The 22,175-nt window shown below is 30.5% G+C and carries 8 protein-coding genes; all 8 read right to left on the bottom strand.

Annotated features, from left to right (window positions below; genetic code table 11):
- Positions 1 to 1,611: condensation domain-containing protein (locus ACQY6M_RS07535; RefSeq protein ID WP_428741070.1), on the bottom strand; the 1,611-nt coding region annotated here is incomplete at its 3' end.
- A 123-nt stretch (positions 1,612 to 1,734) separates the two neighbouring features.
- Positions 1,735 to 3,114: an FAD-binding oxidoreductase gene (locus tag ACQY6M_RS07530; RefSeq protein WP_428741069.1), complete on the bottom strand. Its 1,380-nt coding sequence runs from the start codon at positions 3,112 to 3,114 to the stop codon at positions 1,735 to 1,737.
- Positions 3,114 to 4,232 (bottom strand): hypothetical protein, encoded by a 1,119-nt coding sequence (locus ACQY6M_RS07525; RefSeq protein WP_428741068.1) that lies wholly within the window; start codon positions 4,230 to 4,232, stop codon positions 3,114 to 3,116. The genes ACQY6M_RS07530 and ACQY6M_RS07525 overlap by 1 nt, the downstream gene beginning before the upstream one ends.
- A 20-nt stretch (positions 4,233 to 4,252) precedes the next feature.
- Positions 4,253 to 5,566, bottom strand: coding sequence for a PLP-dependent aminotransferase family protein (locus ACQY6M_RS07520; protein ID WP_428741067.1), 1,314 nt, complete (start codon positions 5,564 to 5,566; stop codon positions 4,253 to 4,255).
- Positions 5,567 to 5,622: 56 nt separating this feature from the next.
- Positions 5,623 to 10,185, bottom strand: a complete 4,563-nt coding sequence (locus ACQY6M_RS07515; RefSeq protein ID WP_428741066.1) for a MupA/Atu3671 family FMN-dependent luciferase-like monooxygenase — start codon at positions 10,183 to 10,185, stop codon at positions 5,623 to 5,625.
- A complete protein-coding gene (locus ACQY6M_RS07510; protein WP_428741065.1) occupies positions 10,182 to 13,172 on the bottom strand; it encodes a beta-ketoacyl synthase N-terminal-like domain-containing protein in 2,991 nt (996 codons plus the stop codon). The genes ACQY6M_RS07515 and ACQY6M_RS07510 overlap by 4 nt, the downstream gene beginning before the upstream one ends.
- 465 nt (positions 13,173 to 13,637) lie before the next feature.
- The gene (locus ACQY6M_RS07505) at positions 13,638 to 16,787 is read right to left on the bottom strand and encodes a non-ribosomal peptide synthetase (protein ID WP_428741064.1); all 3,150 of its coding nucleotides are present in this window, start codon (positions 16,785 to 16,787) and stop codon (positions 13,638 to 13,640) included.
- Positions 16,787 to 22,175, bottom strand: a 5,389-nt coding sequence (locus ACQY6M_RS07500; protein ID WP_428741063.1) for an amino acid adenylation domain-containing protein, incomplete at its 5' end; no start/stop codon positions are given. The genes ACQY6M_RS07505 and ACQY6M_RS07500, both read right to left, overlap by 1 nt.

Below are 22,175 nucleotides of genomic sequence, written 5' to 3'. Positions count from 1 at the left end.
TGCAAACAAACTTAAAATAGAAGTTCCTTCTTCGTAAACAGTCTCCGTAGCATTATACGTTACTACAAGCTCCTGCTCTTCCTCTGTACTCAAACAGCTAATTGCCGATAAACTAGCACTTGTATTTGCTACTAAATTAGCCAACAACTGCTCCATATGAACAAGCATCTGCTCTACCAACAATCTGCTAAAAATATCGCTGTTATACTCGATACCAATACTTAAACCTGATGATAACTCGGTGAATGTGAATGTTAAATCATATTTACTTGATCCTGACCCTTTGTCATTTAAATCATTAACTATATCTGATTCATTTTGAAGGTTACTGTTTTCATTTTGAACAGAAATCATTACATCAAATAGTGCATTTCTACTCAGGTCTCTAGTAATATGTAAATCATCTAACAACTGATCAAAAGGATAAGCTTGATGTTTAAATGCTTCTAGAGTGTTTTTCTTAACCTTGTCAAATAGTACTTCAAAACTGTCTTCTGCACTAAAAGTATTGCGAAGCGCTAGGGTATTGACATAAAAACCTATTTGATCGTGCAACGCAGCGTGAGTTCTTCCTGAAACTGGACTTCCTATAATCAAATCTTCTTGACCTGAATACTTATGTAAAAACACATTTAACAGACTCAAACAGCCCATAAACAAAGTACCTTCTTGCCTTGTATACAAACTCTTAAACTCCTGATAAAGCGATGAACTTAACCTTCGCGCTACCAAACCGCCATTATACGTTTTTACCGCTGGTCTTGGAAAATCTCCAAAATCAGATAACACAGGTAAATCTCCTTCTAAATGATTTAACCAGTACTTCTTTTCCTCTGCTAAACTCCCATTAACTAACTGATCTTGCTGCCATACAGCGTAATCCTTATATTGAATTTCTAATGGTATATTTTCAATAACTTCTCCATGTAACCTAGCACTATAATTTTCTAATATCTCTTTGACTATTACATTCATAGACCAACCATCACTGATAATATGATGCATTACAAAACAGAATATCCATTTAGTATCAGTTACTCTAATCAATTTTCCCCTAAATAGAGAATCCTTCGCTAAATCAAATAAGGTTGCATATTCATTTTCTATGATACTATTAACTTCGTCTTCGTTATTATCAACATCAACTTGCTCAAATGAAAAAGTAAAATTGTCTTCAGGTTCTATAAATTGTCTAACCTCATCATTTTCATCTGTTTTAAAAACTGTACGTAAAATTTCATGGCGTTTTATTAAATCTCGAAGTGAGCTCATAAAAGCCTCTACGTTTATACTCTCATTAATAACCTGAATACCTGGCATATTATAAGATTTATTCGCATCATCTATTTGACTTAGCGTCCATAATCTTTGTTGAGATGATGATAAAGGGTAATTTTCACTCTTCTTAGTTACAGGAATGTGCTTATTACCTTTTATTTTAGATGCTGAATATTGCTTAACTAGGTTAAGTAAATCTTCTTTTTTAGCTTTTATTTCACTTAATAGTTCCTTATTTAAAACTCCTTTTGGAGCTTTAATATCAAGATTATCATTGACTACTTTTATAGTAACATTTAGTTCTTTTAACCTTGTAAATAGATTGTTAGCCATGTTTATTTTTTTTACTTGTTTTTATTTTAAAAACCAAAAAACTAACTCTCATTAGTTTTAAGCTTTTTAGAAGTAATAGAATTATTATGATTTTGAAAATGAAGGATATTGATATGTAGATATCTATTGGTTAATTATTTGATTCGCATCAAATAATTTTTTAATATCATTCATTAGTTGTAATTGATTAGTTGGAATGGCTTCTTCGATATAAGGAAGATTAGTTTTTCCTATGCCATGTTCTCCAGAAATGGTACCTCCAAGTTCCAATGCCTTTAAAAAGATTTCTCTTACCCAAATTGCAATGTTACTTTCCCATTCTTCTATAGTTTGTTGTTTTCTTTGGAAGATGTTTACATGAAAATTTCCATCTCCAATGTGCCCAAAAACTGTGTAATCAAAACTGTATTTATTTGCTATGACTACAATGGCCTCGTACATCTGATCTACTTTTGAACGAGGAACTACAATATCAACATCTCTAAAAAATGTATGGTTGATTACAGCTTCACCCACTTTAGATCGCATTTCCCATAACTTCTTCACTTCGGTTGGGGTATCTGCTATGTGAACTTCCTCTTTAGTATATTGGTTTACAAATTCACCAATTTCGATAGCCTTGTCCATTAGTTTTTCTGGATATTCTCCTTCCAATTCTATCCATAAAACCCCTTGTACATCAAAGGTTGTATGAAATGTATTGTCTAAAAATTGTGAAGCTAACTTAAATCCTACAGCATCAATAAATTCAATACTCGACGCTGAATATCCTTTCTCAAAAAAATGTTTTACACACTTAAACAAGTTATTAATGTTAGTAAATGGAACCATGAATACTAATTCTTTCATGGGTGGTACTAATTTTAAAACTACCTTAGTTATAATCCCCAAAGTTCCTTCACTTCCCGTAAATAAGTGAGTTAGATTATATCCTGTAGCATTTTTACTTACGTTTTTCCCTGTCCAAATAATACTACCATCTGGCAATACGACTTCTAAATTAACCACATAATTTTTTGTCGTTCCATATTTTAACGATTTAGGACTACCACTAGCAACTGCTACGTTTCCTCCAATAAAACAAGAACTAGCACTACTTATATTTTGAGGGAAATTCAATCCTTCATTTAACACAGCCTCTCTTAAATCTTGCGTAATTACTCCTGATTCTACAATGGCTATTCTATCTACTTTATTAATTTCAATAATTTTGTTTAATCTTTCAAGAGATAGTATAATACCTTGATGATAAGATAAAGCTCCTCCGCTTACTCCTGTCCCTCCTCCTCTAACTGTTACCTTTGTCCTTGTTTCATTACAAAGTGCTATAATTTCAGATATTTCTTGAGTGTTCTTTGGGAGCACTACTGCTGTTGGTGCTACTTCTTTATTTGATGTGCAGTCTTTAGAGTAGTTATAAAGAAGATCAGGTTTTGTGATTAAGTATTTACTTCCAACAATTTTTTCGATTTTATCTAAAATACTACTTTCAATTACTATCATTATTCTATATAACTTGTCATTTTTAATTCTTGCTCCATAGCTTCAAACAAGGCATAGATATTATCCAATCCAAAACCTTCGTAGTTATTTACTCTTTGTACAATTTCATAAAAGAATGTAGCTCTATCACCAATTGGTGTTGTGAAAATCTGAAACAATAATGCACCATCTAACACATCACATAAAACCCCATGCTTTCTTAACATATCAACATCTAATTGAGGGTACTTTTCTTCAAGTTTATCATAATATGAATCTGGATAACTCGTAAACTTGACTCCATTCTCTCTCAAAACCTGTACAGATTTAAAGATGTTGTTTGATTCAAAGGCAATATGCTGTATACCTACTCCATAATTCTGATCAATAAACAACTGAACCTGTGTATTTACCCCTTTTTCTGGTTCTACTAAAACATTGTTTATTGATTTATTTTCAGATTGTAATACTTTTAAAAGCATTCCAATTTTTTTTCCATTTTCTCTTCTTTCATCAAACTCTAAAACTGTTTTTGAAAGAAAAATGTTATTTAGATAATTTTCCCAAAGGGTAATTTCATTTAATCGTAAAGCACAAGCTACATGGTCAATTTTTTCTAATGCTGAATCTTGATGATTAAATTCCCACTCTTTCTCTACATTTTTGTATCCAGGAAGAAAATCTCCATTATAATTATCATAATTAATTAGTATAATTTCATTGTCATCAAACATTTTTAAAGATGCTTGTTCTATAAATCCCATTTCATCAGAACTTAAATGTGGATGTTCTACTGGTATTGCTCCATTTTCCATTGCTCTTCCAAAAAACTCTTTTACATTGTCTACATTTATTGCCATTCTTTTAATACCATTTCCATGTAAATCAACAAACGATACTATTTTATAAGAACTTGGCTGTGAAGCTGATGTTATTACTAATTTTATATCGTTTTTTACTATATAATATGAGCAACGATCTTCTACACCTGTTTCTGGACCTGCATAAGCAACTACCTTAAAACCTAAAGCTTTAACATGCCAATACACCACCATTTTAGCCATTCCTACATAATATTCTATAAAATCGTACTCTACTTTTAATAAGTCTGATATTACCAATTCATTATTATTATTCATGATTCTATTTTTTTGATTTTTTATTCTATTTTGCTTTTTATATAATCTGCTAATCGTTCAACACCTGTTTTTATCTCTTCTAAAGAAAGATTACTGAATGCTAATCGTAACTCGCTTTCTCCTCCTTCATTCAGGAAAAAAAATGACATAGGAGTAAAAATGACTTTAAATTTTTCTGCACACTCTATCACTTCTTCTTTTCCTACTTCAAAGGGCAATTTTACTCTTATAAAGAATCCTCCATTAGGGTGATTCCATTGTACTTTATTTGACCAAGAGTTATTTTTAGTATTAAAAACCTCTTCTAGACATTTCACCAAATGGTTTCTTTTTTCTTTCATTCCTAACACTTTTTCTTTATTTAATTCTTTTAAAGAAAAATTATGCTGACGTAACATTCCTCCAAACATAGCTTGAATAATTGATGGAGTATTCACCGTTATATACCCCTTAGTTTTTGAAACAAAATCACTTAACCTCAGAACATTGCCATCTATCGAAATCGATTGATCTACCACCATTAATGCTAATCTAAGTGATGGATATAATGTTTTGGATAATGATTTTAGGTATATAACTCTTTGGTTTTTATCCATTGATTTTAAAGTAGGATAAGAACTACTCTCGTATGAAAAATCCCCATAAGCATTATCTTCAAAAATTAAAAAATTGTGGATTTCAGCTAATTCTAAAAGTTTATATCTATTTTCCAAAGACATTGCTACTCCTGATGGGTTTTGAAAATCAGGGATGACATATACTACTCTAACTCTTTTACCTATACTATTATAATACTGTATTTTTTCTTCTAGCTTTTCTAATGAAATTCCATTAGAAGTAACAGGAACTCCATCTACATGATATCCATTAATTTGAGAAAAATGAGTTATTCCTATATAAGCAGGATCTTCTACCAAAATAACATCATTCTCTTTATTACAAACGGTCATGATACCTGCTGCGATTCCTTCCTGTGCCCCTACTGTAATGAGTATATCTTCTGGTAAAGCTTGTATAGATTCATCTACCAATAAATATTTTGACACTTCATTATTTATTATTCCTTTAGTACGGTTATATTGCCCTAAATAACTTAGAATCTCATTCTCTGTTTGCCCTTTTTCTAAGGCTTCTGTTTTAACAAAAAAATCAAGATATTCAGAAAATTTTTCAATACTAAAGTATTTAGAGTCAGGGCGTCCTGATGCAAATGAAATCGCTTTTGGATATTGTGATTGAACTTCGTTAAGAAATCCCATAACATCTTCCCCTAAATTCATCAATAAGGGGTTCACGACATCATTCTCATGAGTCGAAAGTGTACTTTTAACCATGTTTCTATTAAGTTTAGAAAGATTCTTTGAAATAGTTCAGCTTTTTTAAGCCGTTTTTATATTATGTAGTTTTCAAAATCACTTGCTTCTAGTTCTCCTGTTTCTATCCACAACAATCTATCTATCTCATTTGATAGATGTTCTATTGTTAGAGTGTTGAATATTGTTAGTAAATTTAGTTTTAAATCAAACTCTTTGTGTAAGTAATTCAACAACCTAGTAGCTTTTAAGCTGTTACCTCCTAAATTAAAAAAATTATCTTGAATTCCTATTCTATCAACTTCGAGTATTTCTTTCCAAATGACTATCAACTTTTCATCAATTTCATTTCTTGGATTGATATGTTTTTTATTAGACTTTAGATAAACACCTTCTATTAAAGACACTTTTTTTCTATCAATCTTTCCATTTGAATTTAACGGCATCTTGTCTAATTGAATAAAATGCGTAGGAACCATGTAATGAGGTAGCTTTTGCTTTAATGCTCTTCGAAGCTTATCATTAATAAGTTTTTTATCACTTACAATATATCCTATTAACTCTTTTTCTCCTTCTTTGTTTTCCTTAACTACTACACAAGATAGTTTTATATATTCATGCTGATCAAGTGCATATTCTATTTCTCTTAACTCAATTCTAAAACCTCTAATCTTAACCTGCTGGTCTTTTCTTCCAATGAATTCAATAGTACCATTCTCCAACCATCTACCTAAATCTCCAGTTTTATATATTCTCTCTCCTTTTTTATTCGGATTCTCTACAAATTTCTCCTTTGTCTCTTCGAGTCTATTTACATATCCCATAGATACCATTGGCCCACTAATACATATTTCACCCACAACACCTACAGGACTTAATTGTAATTCATTATTTAATATATATATTTCAACATTCGTATTTGGTTTACCTATAACACTTCCTCTTAAAAGCTTAGCCTCATCATTATTCGCAAACTTTTCAATAGTGTGCGTTGTCGCATATACTGTGGTTTCTGTTGGTCCATAAAATACATGAATATTTGCATTTGGGAAAACCTCTTTTATTTCTTTAATAATTGTATGTGATACCACATCTGCTCCTATAAAAATATCTTCAATCATACCATAGTTTGTGCTATGCTTTGTATTCTTAATATGATTGATTAGCTGAACCATTAATGACGGTACACAGTGAAAAGCATTTAATCTCTTCAATTCCTCAAGTAAGCTTTCAATATTCTGAATTGTGTCATTAGAAATCATTACCGCTGTTCCACCTTTAAACATTGGATACAGGGATTCAAATAGAAAAATATCAAATGTATTGGAAACAATTATTGGAGAACACATATCTTGATGCTTGTCTCTAAATACATCTTGTATACTTTCAAAATATGAAAGCAAATTTTTATGGGTTGTTATAACTCCTTTTGGTTTTCCAGTTGATCCAGAAGTATAAATAATATACGCATCACTTTTGTATTTACTCAGATTTATTTGAGATATAGAAACATTCGTTTCCTTAGCTTCATTGATAAAAAATGTTTTGAAACTACCTTCTTTTACCTCTTTCATTGGATTTAATAGTAATGGAGTACCTAAAACATATTTTACATCTCCATCTTTTAACATATATTCAACACGTTCTGTTGGATATGTTATATCTATAGGTAGGTAAACTGCTCCTGATTTCATTATTCCTAGCATTCCGATTACCATTTCCATTGATCTATCTAAACAAATTGCAACAACATCTCCTGATTGTACCTTATTCTGTATTAAAAAATGCGCTATTTGATTAGATCTTTCATCTAACTCTTTATATGAAAGTTCTTCATCATTGAATTTTAAAGCTATTTCATCAGGTATTCTAAGTGCTTGTTCTTGAAATACATCAATCACCGTTTTATATGATAATTGAGCATCTACTGAAGTTGAGTAACTTTCCTTTTTAATAATTTCTTCTTTATTATTAAAAGTTTCCTTAATTCTAGTTAGATGTTTTAAACTATTGAAAACCTTGTCATGCTCAATACCAAAATCTATTAAACAAGCTACTTCATCCACTCCTGCCTTTTTTACATTGTCTAGTATTTTTAAACAAGAGTCTTCTGTTCCTATTAAACTATATTTATCTAAATATTTTTCTACTGAAAAAGATAAAAACTCCTGCAAATCTTCTTCAGACACTCCATTTGCTAACTCTGAAAATTTTGCTAAATCTGCTTGTTTTTCAGACATACTAATAGATTTAGACAAATAATTCCTCATCGGTATTTTGACTATAGTTCTCGCTGTTTCTTCATCTTTATCTATGTATGTATGTAACATGAGAACAACATTGTCTTCTCCTTTTGGGTTATTATGCTTAGCATATGATTTTCTGTAAACTTCAATTTTTTCAGCTAATTCTTCAAATGTTGTGTTTGTTAACATTGTAAGTATCCCTGCTCCAATTGCCCCTGCTCTTTCAAATGTTTCTATACTACCTCCGCTAGCTATCCACATAGGTGGTTGATTTTGTAACGGTCTGGGAAAAGTTAAAATAGACTTATCTTCTCCATTTGCATTTTTATAAGAAACTGGATTTCCTTTCCATAATTCTTTTATCTCATTTATGGTTTTATATAATAACTCATTACGATTTTCGTAATTCTCTGGGAGTAAAACAAAATCATTAGCATTCCAACCTGAAGCTAAACACATTCCAACCCTACCGTTAGATAAATTATCTACCACAGACCATTCTTCAACAATTCTAGCTGGATGATGCAATGGAGCAACAATACTTCCAGATCTAATACTTACATTTTTAGTAACCATTGCTAAACTTGCACCTAAAACACTAGGATTAGGGTATGGGCCTCCAAATTCATTAAAATGTCTTTCTGGAGTCCAAACGGCAGAGTATCCATTTGTATCAGCATATTTTGCACCTTCAATCAATAACTCATAGTTATTCTTTTCTGTTCCTTTGTTTCCAAAATAATAAAGACTGAAATCTAGATTTTGATTTTCTGGTTCTGCTATGCTTTCAACTTGTTCTGAATGCTCCTTTTTTATCCCTCCAAAGTTTAAAACTCTTTGTTTTTCATCAATTGATAGTAAATCAATGTCTTTAATTGGAATGTTAGGAGCTTTCAATACTACTCTCATTAATGCTTCAATGTGGCTTGCTAATTGTTCTATAGTAGTATTATTAAAAATACTTTTGTTATATTCCAAAACACAAGTAAGACCATCTTCAAATTCTGAACAGTTTATTATTAAATCAAATGCAGAGTATAGGGTAGTATCTCCTTTAAATTCTTTTATCGTAAGATTACCAACTTGTATTTCTTTTTCTTTTACTGTAGCATGTTTAAAATTTTGAAGTACAACGAATACATCAAATAAAATTGTTCTGCTTGAATCTCTTTGTGGTTTTAACTCAGATATTAATTCTTCAAAAGTATAATCTTTATGCTCATAAGCATCAAAAGCTCTTTTATTAACATTGGATAACAATTCTTCAAAACTATTCTCTCCATCAAATTTCGTCCTTAATGCCAGAGTGTCTGCAAAGAATCCAATAATATTTTCTAACTCCGTGTAATCTCTACCATAAATAGGAAAACCTAATACTATATCAGTTTGGTTAGTATATTTATAAAATAGAAGATTGTATAGTCCCATTAAACCTGTAAAGAGAGTATAACCTCTACTACTACAGTACTTAATAAAATTATCGGTTAATTCTTTATCTATCTTCCTATTAATTATACCAGCTTCTACGGTTCTCTTGGCGGGTCTCTTCTTATCAATAGGTAGCTCTAGTACTGGTACTTCTCCTTCAAATTGCTTTGTCCAATACTCTTTATGCTTGTCTAACTGGTTTCCTTTTAACATTGCATCTTTCCATACTGCAAAGTCTTTATATTGAATTTCTGAAGGTTGAATTCCATTTATATTTCCTTTAACTCTAGCTTCATACGCTAATAACAAATCACGTTTAAAAACATCAAAAGACCTGCTATCACTAATTATATGATGAGTTATGAATAAATAAATCCATTTATTTTCATTTACTTGATATAAGATGCTTCTTATTAATGGTCCTTTTGATAAATCGAAAACAATTTTGATTTCTTCTAAAATCTTACTTTTTGCTTTCTTCTCTGCTTCTGTTAAACCAGTAAGATTCTCTTTTTCTATTTTAAACTCTATCTCATGAGCTTCCTTTACATGTTGCTTTACGAATCCTTTTTCATCCTCTAAAAATACAGTTCGTAAAATTTCATGAGCTTCTATCAAATCTTTAAATGCTAACTCTAATTTCTCTACATCTAAGTCACCTTCAAAGACAAGAGCTTCAAACATGTTGTATGCGTAATTATACCCTTCAATTTTACTCAAAATCCAAGATCTATTTTGTGAAGAAGTCAGCGGGTAACCTACTTCAGACAAATCAGCTTTAGGTATAACTCGATTTACATTATTCAAATAATCAATAATCTTAACCTTATTATCTCTTAATTGATCGATTATAACTTCTGATAAATTTTTACTCGTGTAATTTATTTTCAAGTTACTTCTATCATCAGATAACATTACTTCAACTCCCTGAGCTTTTAACTCTTTTAAAAAAACACCTATATTCATATTGTCATCGTATTATATTGGTTTTCAAAACTTACAGTAGGTTGAAGTTTTATAATTTTATTTGTAATATCTGCCATTGATTGGCACTCAAAAAATTCGTGTAATGTGAGGTCTATTTCAAATTCAGTTTTTATTTTCTTTAATAAAAGCATCCCATTTAATGAGTTTATTCCCATTTCAATAAAATCACTTTCTTCTTTTATTTCTTCAACATCAAAAAAGTCTTTTAAAATTACTTTCAATTTTGTTGATACTTCTGTTTCTTCAGGTTTAGAGATGTCTATTTCTCTTTTTGATGGCTTAGTTACAGCTTCTACAGAAGAAATCATCTTTGCTTCTAATATTGCTGTAAATGGTTCTACCTCTGAAGGAAACTGGTTTAGTTCAAAGCAGTATGATGGTAATGAAATTCTTTTATTATTACTATTAGTATAATATGGCTTCCAATCTAAATCGACTCCTTCATGCCATAATTTTACTAATGTATTTTCAAAAAAAACTGTATTCTCTTCTAACTGTTTCGTTAAACTTATAATAATAGAACTTTTGTTTTTTTCTATGGCTGTTTCTCTTTTTAGTAACTTTTCAATTGAATTTCCTGGTCCTACTTCAATAAAAATTAGGTCTTTATTTTCTTCTCTTAATTTAGCTATAGAATTATAAAACTTATTGGTTTTTGTAATAAGGTCTAACCAATACTCGGCTGGTATTTCTTCATCTTTAAACACTTTCTTGTTTAAACTAGAAACAAAAGGGATTTTGATTTTCTTTGTTGATAATTCATTCCAATTTGATACAAACTGATTCTTAAACTCTTCATCTACCTCAGAGAAATCAATATACTTCTGCTGTACCTTAGAATTCATTACTCCTAATTCATCCAATTGATTACTTAGCTGATCTATTACCTTTTGTTTTCCTGAAAAAGTAACTTGCTGTGTTCCATTAATAGCTGCCAATGAAATTTGATTATTAACAAACTTTACTGCTTCTTCTTCTATTAGAAGAGCATTTAATAAAACCTTAGATTTTTTAGAATTTAATAATTTTGATTTAAGAGCTATTAGTTTTAATCCTTCTTCAAAAGAAAATACTCCACTAATACATGCTGCAACATATTCTCCTACATTTTGCCCAAGTACATAATCTGGTAAAACATTATATGACTTTAATAAATAGGCTAGAGAATATTCAACCAAGAAAAGTAATGGTTCTGCATATTCTTGTTTTTCTATTTCTTCAGTATCAGAAAATAAAATGAATTTAAAATCATGACCTGTTAATTCTTTTAAATAATTACATCCTTCATCTATTTTTTCTTTAAACACATTTTCTCTCTCATAAATTTCCTTTGTCATATTCTTATACTGGTTGCCTAAACCAGGAAAAAGGAAAACTATCTTTTTCTTTTTTGCTGAACCTTTTATCTTATCTAAGTTTTTAAAATTTTCAGCTAATTTATTTTGAAGGTCATCCCTATCTTTAAAACCTAATGTTATTCTGTAATCAAAAGAGGCTCTAGCTACTCTGTAAGTATATATTAAATCATCTAAATTAACCTCTTCCTCTTTTAAAAAAGCTCCTAGTTTTTTCAAATACTTATTCAGTGAATTTTTAGTTTTAGCTGAAAGTATAAGTGTTCTGTCTTTTTGCTTAAGAGTTTCTTTATACACTTGCTCAGGAGCTTCTTCTAATACCAAATGTACGTTTGTACCTCCTATTCCAAAAGAGCTTACCCCTGCTCTCAATGGCGTTTCATTACTTTCCATATCTTTTAATTCTGTATTTACATAAAAAGGTCCTTCTTCAAAATAGATATTTGAATTTGCTTTCTTGTAATGTAATGTTGGAGGTATCTTTTTATACTTTAAACTCAATGCTGCTTTTATCAACCCTATAACTCCTGATGCTGAATCAGTATGCCCAAAATTTGTTTTCACGGAACCTAATGCACAATCATGAGTATTATTTTTATTGAATGCTAAGTTTAAAGCTTCCACTTCGATTGGGTCACCTATTTTAGTACCTGTTCCATGTGCTTCTATATATGATATGGTTTCAGGTTTTACATTTGAAACCTTATGAGTTTCTTTTATACACTCTGCTTGCCCTTCAATACTTGGTGCAGCATATCCTATTTTCCTATTTCCATCATTATTAGCCGAACTTCCTTTTATTACAGCATATATATGATCATTGTCTGCAATGGCATCATTTAGCTTTTTTAAAACTACAACTCCTGAGCCCTCACTTCCAACCGTTCCATCAGCTTCATCATCAAAGGCTCTACAATGTCCATCAGAAGAATAAATTAGTTCTTCTTTATACTCATATCCTTGTTGCTTTCTTGTTGCTATAGAAACTCCACCTGCAATTGCTAGCTTTGCTTCCCCCATTAATAACCCCCTACATGCTAAATGTATAGCTGCTAATGAAGAAGAACATGCAGTATTAATAGAATATGCTGCTCCTTGTAAATTAAGTTTATATGCTATTAAAGATGCTAAATGATCTTTACTTGAGATAAAATTTAGAGTCATTTCATCTACAATTTCATCCATATTTTTTAACATGGCATATGCTTTCCAGTTAGTATCATCACCTACTCCTGCATAAATACTGATTTTACCATCAACCTCACTTGGAGTATACCCTGCATCCTCTAACGCTTCCCATACATTCTCATGAAATATTCTGTGGGAGGGATTCATTAATTCAGCTTCTTTATTAGAATATTTAAAGAACAAATTGTCAAAACTTCCTTTGTTGTCTACTACAGATTTTGCTTTTACAAAATTCTTTTTTGAGAGTTTGGATTTGTTTACTACTAAACGTTCCAACTCATTATCTTCATAGAAATGAATTGATTCCTTTCCACTTATTAAATTATTCCAAAATGTTCTCCAATTATCTGCTCCAGGTACTCTACAAGACATACCTATAATTGCAAACTCCTGACTGGTATTATCCTTTCTGAGGTTTTTCATAGTTGTTGTTTAAATGGTTTGATATGTTAATAGTATTATGTACAGTAGTGATTGAAAACTCAATCTTCAAAATCACTGTTTTCTTCTTCTTAATAACTTTCCCTACTTATTTTTTTGACTTAAAACATTTAAAAAATTCTTTAATAAGTTTGGACTGATATCATTTTTATGGGATTAATAACCATATAAAAATGTCATCATACCTATTATTTTTTTAACAGGCATGAGTGAACACTAAAGTTCTTCTAACTTCCCTTTTAGTTTTTATTATGGGACAATGATGTATCTTTTGGCTATTATTTTTATTGGAATAGGTAAAACTTTCCTTTCTCTTAAACTGTAAGTTCTTTTTTATTTCCTACAACTTTATCAACAACTACATTATTAACTTGTTTGTCTTTTCTTCTCAAAAATTCAATCCTCTCTTATCCATAACACTTCACAAATACATAAACTATTGGCTGTTTATATAACAATATCTTCCGTTTCTACATCCGTAAGATCAACATTTGAATTAATCCAAATGATGTTATCTATCTCCCTTGCTAACTCCTCTAAATTTGAAGTTTTAAATATTACCAAAATTTTAAGTTCTATTTTAAAGGTTTTATAAATTTCTGCGATTAAACGTGTAGCTTTTATACTATGCCCTCCTAATTCAAAGAAATTATCATAAATACCTACTTTATCAATATTTAAAATATTTTTCCACATAGATGCTAATTGGTTCTCTGTTTCCGTTTTTGGTGCTACAAACTCATGAGAAGAACCTGCTGTTATATCAGGTAGCGGCAATGCTTTTCTATCTATTTTTCCATTACTAGTAAGAGGTATCTCCTTTAATTCTACCCATACCTGTGGAATCATATATTCTGGTAATTGATTAAGTAAATTATTTTGAAGATCAATACGATTAACATTATTTTCTAGAACCACGTAACCTACTAAAAACTTACCTGTGCTTTTTTCATCTTGTAAGGCTAACACACACACATTAAGGACTCCTTCCTCGTTTAACAAAGCACTTTCAATATCTTCTAACTCTATTCGATAGCCTCGAACTTTAACCTGATTATCTTTTCTTCCTATAAATTCTATATCTCCAGAAGGAAGCCAACGAGCCAAGTCTCCAGTTTTATAAAGAGTTTTTCCTTCAACAAATGGATTTTTTATGAATTTTTCTGCAGTAAGCTTCTCTTGACTTAAATATCCTTTAGATATAGCATCTCCACTAATACAAAGCTCACCTGTAATTCCTATTGGAACAACTTTCTGATTTTCATCTAAAATATATGCATTCGTATTAGAAATAGGTTTCCCAATAGGAACGCTAGTTTCTATACTATCCAATGAGTTTATAACATAACTTGTTGCAAATACCGTTGTTTCTGTTGGTCCATAAACGTGCACTAACTTATGTGGTCCAAGAATTTCTAAAGCCCTTTTCACATGTTGAATTGAAGCAGTTTCTCCTCCAAATAAAATATGTTTGATACTTTTCAAACTTTCTAGCTCTCCACTATCAACCAAAGCATTAAATAAAGCTGTAGTTAAGAAAAGTTTAGTAATTTGATTCCTTTTAATTTGTTTACTTATCGCAAAAATATCTGAAATCTCTGTGGCTTCAATTAAATGTAAAGCAGCTCCTTTTAATAGAGTTCCAAAAATATCATACGTTGAACCGTCAAAAGCGTAATTTGACCATTGTAAAACTTTATCTGTTTCTTCTAGCCCTATTGTCCCTGAATCAAAAACTAATTTGACTATATTTTGATGGGTTACTGAAATTCCTTTAGGTTTTCCTGTACTACCTGAGGTATACATGATATAAGCAACTTCAGATGGAGGGTTTTGATTAAAAATACTTGAAGTGCTTATATAAGAGCATTTGGTTATATTTATAATTTGATAGTCAGATATCCCGTTTTTCGAAAAACTCTCTACATTCGTGATTATAGAACTTACTTCAGAATCTTGTAATATATATTTTATTCGTTCTTCAGGTAAATTAGTATCTAATGGTACATACCTACAATTAGCTTTTAGAACTCCTAAAATTGAGATAATCATTTCAAAAGACCTATCTAAATATAAACCTACAGCTTTATTAGGGCTTACGCCTTGACTCAAAATATAATTTGTTAATTGACTTGACTTTTCATCTAATTCTTTATAAGTAATAGTTTCCTCTTTAAAAACTAGCGCAATAGCATTTGGGCTCTTTTTAACTTGCTCTGAAAATAAGTTAACTATTGTTTTATCTTTTGGATATTCAGATACTGTATCGTTAAAATCAAATAGTATTTTCTGCTTCTCATCAGCTGATAAATAATCCAATTCATCAATAATTACACTAGGATTTTCAGCTATAATTTTTATACAGTTTTTAAAATGATCTTTTAATGTATCTATCATTAAATCGTCATAAACTGCCCCATCATATTTAAATCTAAAATCTATACTCTCATTTCTAGGAATAATTGCTAATGTAAACTCATAGTTACTATGTTCATGTATTTCAGAGTCTAATAAAACTATATCATCTTTTGATATTGTGCTCATATTTTCATCCATTGGAAAGTTTTCAAAGACCAAAAGGTGATTAAACAACTCTCCTCTTAGCTCACTTTCTTCCAAAAGATCTCCTAATTGCATGTAATGATGATAAGTACTATCTACAGATTCTTGCATAACCTGTTTTAAAAGCTCTCTTGCAGTAATCTCTTTTTCTAGCTGTACACGAACAGGTATTGTATTTATAAATAACCCTATCATATTTTCAACTCCTGATATTTCTGCTGGTCTACCTGACACTACAGAACCAAAAACAACATCATTTGTTCTATTGTACTTTGCTAATAAAACTCCCCACACAGTTTGTATAAAAATATTTTCTGTTATTCCTAAATTAGAACAAACATTGGCTATATTTTTTCTTATTTCTCCATCCAACTCCAAAGTAGTTTCTTTAGAAATAAAATCTGTTCCTACGGTTCTTTTTTGTGGAGGAGAAACTTTGTCACTGTAATTACTTAAATAATTCCTCCAATATTCTTTCGATTTAGATTCGTCTACTTTCTCAAGCCATTTAATATACTTCGAATATGGAACAATAGGAGCTAATGACGGGGTTCTATTACTTCTTAATGCTTCGTAAATTTGAAAAAATTCTTTGATTAAAATGCTAACACACCATCCATCCATTAAGATATGATGCTGACTCCAAACAAACTCATAAGTATCTTGTTCTACTTTAAGTACATGCAGCCTCATTTGTGAACCATTACTTAAATCGAATCCTTTATTTCTATCTTCTTTTTTAAATTCTTGAAAAGAAAATTTTGAATCAGAACTTACATCTTTATATGAAAATACAGGTTCTACTTCTTTCTTTACTACTTGTAAAACTTCTTCTCCAAATTTATGAGTAAAAAAGGTTCTCAATATTGCATGTCTTTCTACAAGCGTTTGATAACTTTTTTCTAATAATTCTAAATCTAACCTTCCTTTTAACCTGTAGCTTACTTGTTCAAAGTAAGATGTTGGAGAAGTTAACCAATGAAAGTACATTCCTTTTTGCAAAGGGCTTAACGCGTATACATCTTCTATTTTCATTAAAAATTATTTAGTTGTTCTAATTCTTCCATACTTAATCCTTTAAATGTAAAATCAGAAGGAGTCGCATGAACTTCATTTTCTTTTGATAATTCTTCTACAAGTGCTACTAAATTGTTTTTGCACTGCTCCAGTAATCTCTCTATTGTTTTATCATAAAACTGTTCCCTACTGTAACTTATATCAATATTTACACATTCATCTGTAATGATTGTCTTTATATCTAATAGGTTTTCTCTTTCCATTTCCAAAGAGCTTTCCATTCCTTTATACTCATCAACTATGTGAAAAGCACTTTCTTCTTGAGTTAATTTCGTTTTACTTCCTGAGTTTCCTAGGTAATTAAATGATACTTCTGGATTTAAAGTATACTTTTTTGAATCTAAGTATTTTAAAATCCCATAGCCTATTCCTTTATTTGGCACTCGTCTTAGCGTATCTTTTACTGATATTAATTCTTGGATCTTATCATTTTCTGAAAGGTCAAAAATGACAGGGAATATAGAAGTAAACCATCCAATCGTTCTACTTACATCTACATCTGATTCTATATTTTCTCGCCCATGTCCTTCCATCCAAACTCCAATTTTTTGAACTTCAAATATTTGTTTTATAGCAGACATACAAGACGTTAGTAAAATATCATTCACAGAGGTTCCATACGCTTGGTTACATTTAGTTAATAACACATGTGTCAACTCTTTATTTAGTGTAAACGATTTAACAAACATGTGTTTCGTTAAATTACTTCCTTTATTATTGTCTAGAGTAATTTTGTCAATATCTCGTGAATTTAAGAAAGCCCAATGAGAATGTTCCTTCTCCAAACTAGCACTCTTAGAGTATAATTGTAATTGCTTTTGCCAATAAATAAATGAATCTGTTTTTTGAGGAAGACTTAATGTTTCTCCATTTGTGTATTGTTTAAAAAGTAGTTCTAAATCTTCCATCAATACTTTCCATGACACGGCATCAATTACTAAGTGATGAATAACAATTAATAAATGATCACCTTGCTCCCCTTTAAATAATCCTAATTTTAATAAAGGACCTTCGTTAATGTTGATACTCGACTGTAGTTCTTCACATTTTTCTTGGAAACTATCTAAATCATTGTAATTCCATTGTTTGAACTCGTATTTTAATTCTGTTCCATGATTTCTTTGCAACCAATCACCAGATTCAGTTTTAGAATAAGTCATTCTTAAAGCATCATGATGGCTTATAATTTTATCAAATACTTTACGAACTCCTTCTTCCTGAATACCTTTATCACTAAACAATAAAACAGATTGATTAAAATGATGGTGATTTACAGGGTGCTTTTCAATAAAATAAGATTGAATTGGGCTTAAACTAGTTTCTTCTTCAACAATTTCTTGAGATGGAATTCGATCTACTTTTTTAATTACTTTAGATAGGTCTTCAATTACTGGGTTCAATAAAATGTCTTGAATTGTTAAAGAAAGTTTTCTTTGTTTAAGACGTGCAACTATCTGGATAGATTTTATAGAATCTCCTCCTAGGACAAAGAAATCATCTTTTATTCCTATTTTTTCTTTTCCAAGTACTTCTTCATAAACTCCAACTATAATTTCTTCCATCTCATTTCTTGGAGAAACATACTCTTCTCGATTTCCTAAGTCATTATTTTCTGGATGAGGTAACGATTTTATGTCAATCTTTCCATTACTCGTAAGTGGTAAATCATCAAGTTGTATAAAGTACGTTGGTACCATATAATTGGTAAGTTTCTTTTGAAGTTTCTTTCTCAATAATTTAATTTCTAACTTTTCTTCACTTACTAAATAAGCCACTAACTCTTTAGTGTTTGTTGATATGTCCTTTGCAACTACAACAGCTTTTTTAATAAAATCTAATCCCATTAAAGCGTGTTCTATCTCACCTAGCTCAATACGATACCCTTTAATTTTAACTTGATTATCTTTTCTCCCAATAAATTCTAATACTCCGTTTGACAACACTCTTCCATAATCTCCTGTTTTATATATCTTATTATTGGTAGTTCTGTATGGATCTGAAACAAAGCTCTCTTTTGTTAATTCTTCTCTTTTTAAATATCCTCTAGCTACACTTTTACCGCCTATGCAAATCTCTCCTGAAACTCCTTCTCCACAAAGCTTATTCTGTCCATCTAAAATTTGTACATAAGAAGCCTTATTTGAGGTTCCTATTAATGCCCCATCAAAAACATCTTCATTCTTGTAGTGATTAGCTGTTACAAATATTGTTGCTTCAGTTGGTCCATATAGTTCATAAATTGACGCTTTAGGAAAAACTTCATGCATTTCTTCTAAAACACTAGTAGGAACTTTATCTCCTCCTATAAATAAGTCTTTTATATTTTGGAACTCCTCAACCTCTCCTGAATTTTTTACATGAGTCAATATTTGTGACATTAATGCTGGTACCGCATGAAATGCATTTACTTTTTTCAAAGTTTCTGCTAATAAATACATATCTCTAATATCTTCGTTTGGAAGCATGAATATCCTTCCACCTGTTAACATTGGATAAAAAGATTCAAACAAGAAAATATCAAAAGCATTTGATGCCAATAAAGGCATTTTCATACCTGAGAGAGCAAACCTACTTTTACAACTCTCCATAAAAGCGACTACATTTCTATGTTCTACCATTACCCCTTTAGGTTTTCCTGTAGAACCTGAAGTATAAATCACATAAGCTAAATCACTAGGTGCATTTACAGTAGAGATAGATTTTTTATATTGATGTATTTCTTTTTGAAACAATAAAATTTCTTCTTCATCAACAAGTATTTTACAAGAGCTATCTTCTAGCATATAATCAATCCTATCTTGAGGATAGGCAGGATCAATAGGTAAGTATGCTGCTCCTGATTTTAGTATTGCTAACATAGTAATGATTACCCATTCACTTCGTTCTAATGTAATAGCTACTAAATCTTCAGGTTTTACTTTATATTTATCTCTTAAATAATTCCCTAATTGATTTGATTTTTCTTGAATCTCTCTAAATGTATAATCATTTCCTTGAAATGATAATGCTATTGATTCTGGTGTCCTATTTACCTGATCTTCAAAAAGAGATATTACTGTTTGCTCTTCATCATATATAAAAGATTCGCTAGAAAAATTATTGAGCAACTGTTCTTTTTCTATTTCGTTCAAGTATTCTAAATTATTAATTGACTCACTAGGCTTATTAATAATACTATTTGTTATTTGTAAAAAATGTGACGCTATTCTCTCAGCAGTTTCTTTATAAAATAAATCTGAATTATACTCTAAGCTTAACCATAAGCCATCTGAACTTTCATTAAAATTAAATGATAAATCAAATTTTGTCGACTTTATAGGACTACTATCATATGGTGCTATTTCTAAGCCTGAAAAAGACTTACTCTTATTACTTATAATAGTGTTTTGCAATGCTACAAATACATCAAACAAAACATTTCTACTCATATCCCTTTGCAAATCTAAATTACCAACCAATTCGTCAAATGGATATATTTGGTGCTCAAGTCCTCCTAAAATAATGTTTTTTACATTCTTCAACATTTTCGGATAGCTATCTTCTCCATTAATCTTAGTTCTCAAGGCCAACGTATTAGTGTAGAATCCTATTTGATTTTCTAAGTTTGAATGAGTTCTTCCACCAACAGGGGTCCCTACAACTATATCATTTTGATTAGTATACCTGTATAAAAGTACATTTACTATCGTTAATAAACTCATATACAACGTTCCTCCCTCAGCGATACTAATTTCCTTTAAAGCTTCAATAGTTGTTTCTGGTAAATGCTTATTAACAACTCCTCCATTGAATGTTTTTACTATAGGTCTTCTTTTATCTGTTAAAAGATTTAGTACTGGTAATTCACCTTCAAACTGTTTTAACCAATAAGCCTTATGCCCTTCGTCACTTTCTTCATGTAACTGATTTTGTTGCCAAGAAGCATAATCTTTATATTGTATACGAAGTGGTTCTAATGGATTCTCTTCTCCTTTTATAAAGGCGTCATATAACATGAATAGTTCTTTTGTTAAAATATCCATTGACCAACCATCACTAATAATATGATGTATCACATAACAAAATATCCACTCATTATCTTCTACCTTCAATAAGGTGCATCTCAACAAGCTGTCAGAAGAGAGATTGAATACATAATTATATTCTTTATCTATAACTTGTTCTGCCCTATACTTCTTCTCTTTATCTTCTTTTAAGTCTATAAAAGCTATTTTACTTTGTACTGCTTCCTTGTTTTTTATAAACTGCCTAATGTTACCATTTTTATCTTCCTTAAAATTAGTTCTCAAACTTTCATGACGCATTATCAATGCTCTATACGCTAAGTTAAGAGCTTCCATATTTAGCTCGCCTTTGAAAACATAAACTTCTGGCATATTATAGGTTACATTACTAGCCTCCATTTGGCTTAAAACCCACACTCTCCTTTGCGAAGAAGATAGCTCATAACTTTCCTGTAGTTCTATCTTAGGAATTTGCTTATCCTCTACAACTTTAGATTCTGAATCATTATCAAGTAAACTAATTAAACTTTCTTTGTTAGCCCTAATTTCACCTAACAACTCTTCATTTAAAATACCTTTAGCAGCTTTAATATCTAGATTATTGTTAACTACCTTGATAACGACATTTAGTTTATTTAATCTTTTTAATAAATTATCTGCTTGAGTTTTACCCTTAAACTCTTGTATAATTTTAACCTGAGCTTCTAATAATTGAACCTCATAAATGTCTTTTAGCTCTAATTTTACATTGAAGCTTTTATCAATTAAACTTATTAATCGAATTAGTTTTAAACTATCTCCTCCTAAGTCAAAGAAATGATCTTTAACACCAACTCTGTCTTTGTTTAATACCTCTTGCCAGATCTCTACTAAAAGACGCTCTTCCTCTGTGTTTGGTGCAACATACTCCACTCCACTATCTAACTCTGGAGCATCCATTAATAATAAGGCCTTGGTATCTATCTTCCCATTGGAAGTCGTTGGAAATGAAGCTACTTGTGTATAATTCGATGGGATAGCATAACTTGGTAATAAACCTCCTAAATACTTCTTGATAGAAGGAACACTTAAATCTTCGGCTCCTTTTACATAAGCATACAACTCATTGGTACCCGATGAATTTGCTTTTGCTAGTACTATAGCTGATTGTATAGCGGTATAACTCTCTAAGGCATTTTGAATCTCACCTAACTCTACTCGATTTCCTCGTATTTTTACCTGATCATCCTTTCTTCCTAAAAACTCTATCTCTCCATTTAACTTCCATCTTCCATAATCTCCTGTCTTATACATCTTTCCTCCTGGATTAAACGGATCGTCTACAAATTTCTCCGCTGTTAAA

Source organism: Tenacibaculum sp. (assembly GCF_050290165.1).
Lineage (GTDB): Bacteria > Bacteroidota > Bacteroidia > Flavobacteriales > Flavobacteriaceae > Polaribacter.
Note: the sequence above shows the minus strand (reverse complement) of the source record. Positions and strands in the feature narration are given on the sequence as shown.